Source organism: Kineococcus auxinigenes (assembly GCF_050871525.1).
GTDB lineage: Bacteria > Actinomycetota > Actinomycetes > Actinomycetales > Kineococcaceae > Kineococcus.
Genome location: NZ_JBKBCT010000011.1, coordinates 58,380 through 65,525, shown reverse-complemented (window position 1 = coordinate 65,525; position 7,146 = coordinate 58,380). Strand labels below are relative to the sequence as shown.

The following is a 7,146-nucleotide window of genomic DNA, read 5'->3' as shown; positions in this document are numbered from 1 at the left end:
GGGGGGGTTTTCGGGGAGGAGATTACGGTGAGTGTGTTGGTGTCGGGGGGGGGGGGCGCCGGGCCGCTGCCCGGGGGGGCCGAGGCCGCGGCGGCCGCCGCGGTGGCCTCCGCCCACCGCGGCGACGACCTCGTGCGCGAGGTGGGCGAGGTGGCGCGCTCGGCCGACGGGAGGGTCCTCGCGGTGCCGCTGGTGCTGTCGGTGGACCCGGAGACCGGGTACGCCGAGGCGGTCGAGCGGGTGCCGGCCGCGGTGCGGCGCACCGCGGCCGTGCAGGACGAGCTGCGCGCGGCACTGGGGCGCCCGGACGTGGTGGTGGGGCAGGTCGGGTCCGCCTCGATCAGCGAGGAGGTGGGCGGGCGCCTGGAGCGGGACCTGCACCGCGCGGAACTGGTGAGCCTGCCGATCACGCTGCTGGTGCTGCTGCTGGCGTTCGGCTCGGTCGTCTCCGCCGTCGTCCCGCTGCTGCTGGGGGTGGTCGCGGTCGTCGTGGCGCTGGGCGCCAGCGCCCTGGTCTCCCACGTGCACCCGGTGGCGGAGGAGGCGACGAGCCTGACGGTGCTCATCGGCCTGGCGGTCGGGGTGGACTACGCGCTGTTCGTGCTGCACCGGGCCCGCCTGGCGCGGCGCTCGGGGCTGCCGGTGCGCGCGGCGGTGCTGCTGGCGACCCGCACCGCCGGCCACGCCGTGGTCGTCTCCGGCGCCACGGTGGTCGTGTCGATGCTGGGGATGCTGGTGGCCGGCGGGTTGTACACGTCGCTGGCCCTGGGCGCGGCGTTCGTGGTGGCGGTGGCGGTGCTGGCCTCGGCGACGCTGCTGCCGGTGCTGCTGGACGTGCTGGGCGATCGCGTGGACGCGCTGCGCCTGCCGTGGCGCCGGGACGGGGGGGGGGGGGGGGGGGGGGGGGGGGGTGGGGGGGGTGGGGGGGGGGGGGGGGGGGGGGGGGGTCGGGGGCGGGGGGGCGGGGGGGGGGGAGCGGGTCTCCCGGGGGGGCGGGGCGGCGGCCGCCGCCTCGGGGCGCCCGGTGCTCTCGCTGGTGCTGGGGGCGGGGCTGCTGGTGGCGCTGACCCTGCCCCTGGCCGGGTTGCGCACGGGCCTGCCCGGCGACGACGCGCTGCCCCGGGAGCTGCCGACGGTGCAGACCCTGCACCGGCTGACGGGCGCGTTCCCGTCGCAGGGCCCGACGGCGCAGGTCGTCGTGACCGCACCGGCGGCCTCCGCGGGAGCGGCCCGCACCGCGCTGGCGGACCTCGCGGGCGAGCGCGGGGCCGGCGAGGGCGGGGCGCCGGTGACCTCCTCCTCCGACGGGCGCACCCACGTGGTGACGGTGCCGCTGGACAGCGGCGTGGACTCCGGGCCGGAGGCGGACCGGGCGGTCGCGGCGCTGCGGGAGCGGGTCGGCCCCGCGGTGGCCGAGCGGGTGCCGGACGCCGAGGTCTCCGTCGGCGGCGGTGTGGCCACGGGCAGCGACCTGGCGCGCTGGATGGTGGACCGGCTGCCGTGGGTGGTGGGTTTCGTGCTGGCGCTGACGTTCGCGGTGGTGGCGGTGGCGTTCCGCTCACCGCTGCTGGCGCTGGTGACGGTGCTGCTGAACACGCTGAGCTGCGCGGCGGCCCTGGGGGTGGTGGCCGGGGTGTTCCAGGGCACGTGGGCGCAGGACCTGCTGGGGTTCACGTCCACGGGAACGGTCGTGGCGTACCTGCCGGTGCTGATGTTCGTGGTGCTGTTCGGGCTGTCGATGGACTACCACGTGCTGGTGGTCTCCAGCGTGCGCGAGGAGTTCGCCGCGGGTTCCGCTCCCGCGCGGGCGGTCCGGGTGGGGGTGGCGCGCAGCGCGGGCGTGGTGACGAGCGCGGCCGCGGTGATGGTGGCGGTGTTCGCGCTGTTCGGGACGCTGTCGGACCCGGGGCTGAAGCAGCTCGGGGTGGGGCTGGCGGTGGCGGTGCTGCTGGACGCCACCGTGGTGCGCGCCCTGGTGCTGCCGGCGGCGCTGCGGGCGATGGGGCGGCGGGCCGGGGGCCGGCCGGTGCGGCAGGTGGTCCCGGCGCAGGGCGGCGAGGCCGTGCGCGGCGAGGCGGTCGGCGCCTGACCCGCACGCCGTCGGTGGGCGTGCGCCCCGCCCGGACCCTGGCAGCACCGGCTCCTGCACCGGGCGTCGCCCCGGGCGCCCGGTGCAGGACCCGTCACTCGTCCAGCCAGTCGCGGTGCAGCGCGCGTTCACCGAGGCGGTCGGCCAGCGACTCCCACGCCGCGTACCAGCGCCGGCGCAGCAGGGCCGGTCGCCACGGATCGGGACGCAGTTCGGGGGGCAGCAGCGGATCGCCGCGGACGGCTCGCTCGAGGGCGTCGGCCAGCCGGACCTGCTGCACGAGGGGGTCCTGCGCGGGGGGCCGGTCGAGCACGCCGGCGAGGGCGTCGTAGGCCCGGTCCACCGGTTCGGACGGCCACAGCTGCTCGGCGAGGGCGAGCGGTTCGGTCGTGCCGCGCACGTCGAGGTGCCCCGCGGTGGCCAGGACGAGGTGGCGCCGGTCGGTCGCGTCGAGCAGCGGGGTCAGGTCGTGCGGGCTGACGTACAACCCGGTGGACACCGCGGCCGCACCGGCGGCGACCAGGTCGCGGCGCAGCGCGTCCCGCACGGTCCGGGCGGACTCCTCGACGCTCACCGCGAGCAGGTGCCAGGTGCCGTCCCACGGTGCGGCCCCGACGTCCTGGGCCCTGGCCAGGCGCAGCGCCAGCCGGTCGCGGTCGATCCGCGCCCGCCCCGCGGCGGTCAGCCGCAGGCTCCCGCCGCGGCCCCGGCCGTCCTGCACGAGCTCACCGGCGGCGACCAGTCGGCGGATCGCGAGGCGGACCGGCTGGTCCCGCAGCCCGACGGCGTTGGCGGTGCCGTAGACGACGTCGAGCCCGACCTCGCCCCGCAGCGGCACGGTCGCCTCGATCACCGTCCGCGGCGAGGGCGTCACGGCCTCTTCCGCGCCGGTGATCACGCTCGTCCTCCCACGGGGTGCTGCAGGGTGAGGTAGCGGCGGAACCCGTAGAGGCCGGCGAGCGGGCCGGTCCCGCCCCGGCCGACCACGGTGAAACCCCGGCGCCGGTACAGGGCTTCCGCCCGGGGGTTGGTGTCGGCCACGCTCAACTGCACGGCCCGGTCGCCGCGCGCGGCCGCGAGGTCGAGCGCCGCGGCGAGCAGCGCCGACCCGGTGCCGGCGCCGCGGTGCTCCGCCGCCACGCACAGGCCGTCCAGGACCAGGACGCCGGGGACGTCGCCGCGCTCCAGGGGCGCGAGGACGGCCGTCGCCCTGAACGCCGCCGACCGGCCCAGCCGCGACCGCGTCGCGCGCCAGGACCAGTGCACCGCTCCCCCGCCGGCCGTGCGGAAGCCGCACACGCCGAGGACGTCGGCACCGTCCCGGGCGAGGAGGAAGCGGTCGGCGACCAGGGCGGCCGTGACCTCCGCCCGGCCCGTCCCGACGTCGCGGAAGGCGCGCGACAGCTTGGCGCCGAACGCCTCCCAGTACAGCTCGCCCACCCGCGGGCGCTCGCCGGGCGTGAAGCCCCTGGTGGTGTCCACGCGCCTACTATCGCATACGCTACGAACGTGCGTAGGAAGATACTTCGCGTCGTCCCGGTCGTCGCCGGCCTCGCCCTGGCGCTCGGCCTCCTCCTCGTGGTCGGCAACGAGTACCGCTTCGAGGAGGAGCGAGTGCGGGTACCGGTGCCCGGCGGGTCGCTCGACGCGGTCGTCGCCCACCCGGAGGGCACGACCCGCGGGCTCGTGGTGCTCGTGCACGGCGACGGGCCGATCGACGCGACGCACGACGGCCTGTACCGGCCGTGGTTCGAGGCCGCCGCCGACGCGGGTTTCGCGACGCTGTCCTGGAGCAAGCCGGGGGTGGGCGGCTCCACGGGGGACTGGCTGCGGCAGGACATGGACGAGCGCGCCGCGGAGGTCTCCCACGTCCTGGACTGGGCGTCGGCGCAGCCGGGGCTGGCGACGGGCACGATCGTGCTCTGGGGTGCGAGCCAGGCGGGCTGGGTGCTGCCGGAGGTCGTGCGGTCCCGCACGGACGTCGACGCGGTCGTGGCGGTCAGCCCCGCGGTGAACTGGCTGCGCCAAGGGCGCTTCAACCTGCTCGCCGAGCTCGACCACGACGGCGCTGCCGCGCCCGCGCGGCAGGAGGCCGTGGAGGTCAGCGACCGCACCCGCGAGCTCCTGGAGTCCGGGGCCGACCACGCCACCTACCTGGCACGGACGACGGACCCCGAACCGATGGGCGCCGACCGCTGGGGTTTCGTGCTGCGCAACTTCCGCTCCGACGCGACGGCGGACCTGCGGGCCTCGGCCGGCCGGCACGTCCCCGTCCTGCTGGCCCTGGGGACGCAGGACCGCAACGTCGACGTCGCCGAGACCGAGTCGACCTACCGGCGCCTGCTCGGCGACGACGTCACCGTGGCCAGGTTCCACGCGGCGCACTCGATGGCCCGCCCGGCCGTGGAGGACTCCGTCGCCCTCGGCCTGCTCACGGCGGTGTTCTGGCCGCGCGCGCTGCTGGCGCCCGGGGTGCTCGGCACCTACCGCGACTTCCTGGAGGAGACCGCACCGGGCTGACGGTGCGGCGGTCGGCGCCTGAACCACCCCTCCCCCGCGGCGTCGTCAGCTCGCTTCGCGCGCCCAGGCGTCGGCCCACTCATCCGCCGCTCCGCCGGCCAGGGCGTCACGCAGGTCGAGCAGAGCGGTGAGCCGGTCCGTGCCGAGCCCGACGAGCGCCACGACCGTCGCCGCCCTGATCGAGTCGTCGTCGAGGTCGTGGCGGGTGAGCCGGTGCAGGTCCGGCAGCGCGACCGCGGTGCGCGGGTGCCTGCGCCGGCGTTCGACGCGGTTCCACAGCTGGTGGACGTCAGGGGTGCTCATGCGTGCCTCGTTCGTGGGTGCTCGGGGGGCGTCGCGGGACGCACCCTCACCAGGAGCAGCCCGGCCGGGGTGAACCCGCCCCTCGCACAACGCCGCGCCGGCACGTCCCGAGGCCACGGGGCCGTGTCGCGTGCATCACGTCCGCACCGGGCGCGCCGACCGCGGCAGCGTCGAGGAGGAGCCCGGTGGCGGCGCACCGCCACCGGGCGTCCCGCTACTCCCCCGTCACGTGCAGCTGCCGCGCGGCCTCGGCGAGCGAACCCGTCAGCGACGGGTACACCGTGAACGCGTGCGCGACGTCGTCGACGTTGAGGCGCTTGTCCACCGCCAGCGTCAGCGGGAAGATGAGCTCACTGGCCCGCGGGGCGACCACGACGCCACCGATGACGGTGCCGGACCCGCTGCGGCAGAACAGCTTCACGAACCCGTCGTGGATGCCGAGCATCTTGGCGCGCGCGTTCGTGGACAGCGGCAGCTTGACGATCTCGCCCTGCGCCTCGCCGGAGTCGATCTGCTTCTGCGTCCACCCCACGGTGGCGATCTCCGGGGAGGTGAACACGTTGGCGGACACCGAGCGCAGCTTCAGCGGGGCGACGGTGTCGCCCAGGGCGTGCCACATCGCGATGCGGCCCTGCATGGCCGCCACCGACGCCAGCGGGAACACGCCGGTGCAGTCGCCGGCGGCGTACACGCCGCGCGCGGAGGTCCGCGAGACCTTGTCGACGTCGACGTGCCCCGACTCCGACGTCCACACCCCCGCCTCCTCCAGCCCGATGCCGGCGGTGTTGGGGATCGCGCCGACCGCGACCAGGCAGTGCGAGCCCTCCAGGGTGCGCCCGTCCGACAGGGTCACGGTCACGGTGTCGCCGTGGCGCTCGACCTTCTGCGCGCGCGTGCGGGAGACGACGTCCATGCCCCGGCGCCGGAACACCTCCTCCAGGACCTCGGCGGCGTCGGCGTCCTCGCCGGGCAGCACGCGGTCGCGGCTGGAGACGAGGGTGACGTGGGCGCCGAGGGCGTCGTAGGCGCTGGCGAACTCGGCGCCGGTGACGCCGGAGCCGACGACGATGAGGTGCTCGGGCAGCTCCTCGATGTCGTACACCTGCTTCCAGGTGAGGATGCGCTCGCCGTCGGGCTGCGCGTCCGGCAGCGTGCGGGGGCTGGAGCCGGTGCTGACGAGCACGACGTCGGCCTCGGCGCGTTCGCCCGCGTCGGGCCCGTCGGTCACGAGCAGGGCGTTCGGGCCGTCCAGGCGCCCGTCGCCGCGCAGGATGCGCACGCCCTCCTTCTCCAGGCGGGCGCGCACGTCCGCCGACTGCGACAGGGCCAGCGACTTCACGCGCTGGTGCACGCGGGCCAGGTCCACGCTGACGGCCCCGGCGGGCTCGGTGTCCCGGGTGGGGCCGCCGGGGAAGCGGACGCCGAGCTCGGTGGCACCGCCCACCGTGGTCATGGTCTCGGCGGTGGCGATGAGGGTCTTGGAGGGCACGACGTCGGTCAGCACGGTGGACCCGCCCAGGCCCTGGCGCTCGACGACGGTGACGTCGGCGCCCAGCTGGGCGGCCACCAGCGCCGCTTCGTACCCGCCGGGCCCGCCGCCGAGGACGGCGACGCGCTGGCGCTGGGCGATGGGGGACGCGCTCTGGGGACTCACGGGACCATGCTCCCCCACGGTCCCGACACCGGTCACCTCCGGAGCACGCCGCGCGACCGGAACGGCGCCCGGCGTCCTACAGTTCACCCTCGTGCCCGCTCACGTGCCCGCCTACGCCGCGTACGCCAGCAACCTCGACCCCGAGGCGATGGCGCGCAAAGCGCCGCACTCGCCGCTGCGGTCGACGGGCTGGCTGCTGGACTGGCGGCTGACGTTCGGCGGGGAGGCCCGCAGCTGGCGCGGGCCGGTCGCCACCGTGGTGGAGGCCCCCGGCGACCAGGTGTACGTGGCGCTGTACGACATCGCCGAGGCCGACGCCGAGCTCCTGGACGAGCTGGAGGGCGCCGCCCTGGGCGTGTTCCGCAAGGTGAAGGTGCGGGTGAAGACCCTCGACGGCGACGTGGTGGCCTGGACGTACGTGCTGGACGACTACGAGGGCGGACTGCCCACCGCCAGCTACCTCGGCGGCCTGGCCGACGCGGCCGAGGCCGGCGGCGCCCCGCACGACTACGTGCTGGCGCTGCGCGCACGGCCCTGCCGCTCCGACGACGCCTGAGCGGCGGCCCCTCCCGGCGGGCCG

7 protein-coding genes and 1 pseudogene are annotated in these 7,146 nt (G+C 76.7%); 4 read left to right on the top strand and 4 right to left on the bottom strand.

The genetic code is table 11. The features are described 5' to 3' along the window. Nucleotides 1–27: 27 nt before the first annotated feature. Nucleotides 28–792, top strand: a pseudogene (locus ACRYR9_RS05850) (MMPL family transporter); the annotation flags it as partial. A 232-nt stretch (nucleotides 793–1,024) separates the two neighbouring features. Further along, nucleotides 1,025–2,089: an MMPL family transporter gene (locus tag ACRYR9_RS05845; protein WP_432540180.1), complete on the top strand. Its 1,065-nt coding sequence runs from the start codon at nucleotides 1,025–1,027 to the stop codon at nucleotides 2,087–2,089. Between the two features lie 94 nt (nucleotides 2,090–2,183). Here the strand turns inward: ACRYR9_RS05845 and ACRYR9_RS05840 are convergent, their stop codons facing one another. Then, nucleotides 2,184–2,987: a PaaX family transcriptional regulator gene (locus tag ACRYR9_RS05840; RefSeq protein WP_432494024.1), complete on the bottom strand. Its 804-nt coding sequence runs from the start codon at nucleotides 2,985–2,987 to the stop codon at nucleotides 2,184–2,186. Then, a complete protein-coding gene (locus ACRYR9_RS05835) occupies nucleotides 2,984–3,571 on the bottom strand; it encodes a GNAT family N-acetyltransferase (RefSeq protein ID WP_432494026.1) in 588 nt (195 codons plus the stop codon). The genes ACRYR9_RS05840 and ACRYR9_RS05835 overlap by 4 nt, the downstream gene beginning before the upstream one ends. 27 nt (nucleotides 3,572–3,598) lie before the next feature. On the opposite strand from ACRYR9_RS05835, the gene ACRYR9_RS05830 reads away from it, so the two are divergent. After that, on the top strand, nucleotides 3,599–4,609 hold the full coding sequence (locus tag ACRYR9_RS05830; protein ID WP_432494028.1) for an alpha/beta hydrolase family protein: 1,011 nt from the start codon (nucleotides 3,599–3,601) through the stop codon (nucleotides 4,607–4,609). 45 nt (nucleotides 4,610–4,654) lie between these two features. Here ACRYR9_RS05830 and ACRYR9_RS05825 read toward each other — a convergent pair whose 3' ends face one another. Next, complete coding sequence (locus ACRYR9_RS05825) at nucleotides 4,655–4,912, bottom strand: hypothetical protein (RefSeq protein WP_432494030.1); 258 nt, start codon at nucleotides 4,910–4,912, stop codon at nucleotides 4,655–4,657. 214 nt (nucleotides 4,913–5,126) lie between these two features. After that, a complete protein-coding gene (locus ACRYR9_RS05820) occupies nucleotides 5,127–6,566 on the bottom strand; it encodes an NAD(P)H-quinone dehydrogenase (RefSeq protein WP_432494032.1) in 1,440 nt (479 codons plus the stop codon). A gap of 103 nt (nucleotides 6,567–6,669) precedes the next feature. Here ACRYR9_RS05820 and ACRYR9_RS05815 point away from each other — a divergent pair, with 103 nt between their 5' ends. Further along, entirely contained in the window at nucleotides 6,670–7,122 is a 453-nt protein-coding gene (locus ACRYR9_RS05815; protein ID WP_432494089.1) for a gamma-glutamylcyclotransferase, read from the top strand. Nucleotides 7,123–7,146 lie beyond the last annotated feature (24 nt).

Coding starts and splice junctions, on each gene's coding strand:
- ACRYR9_RS05825 (WP_432494030.1), bottom strand. CDS start 4,912: ATGAGCACCCCTGACGTCCACCAGCTGTGGAACCGCGTCGAACGCCGG.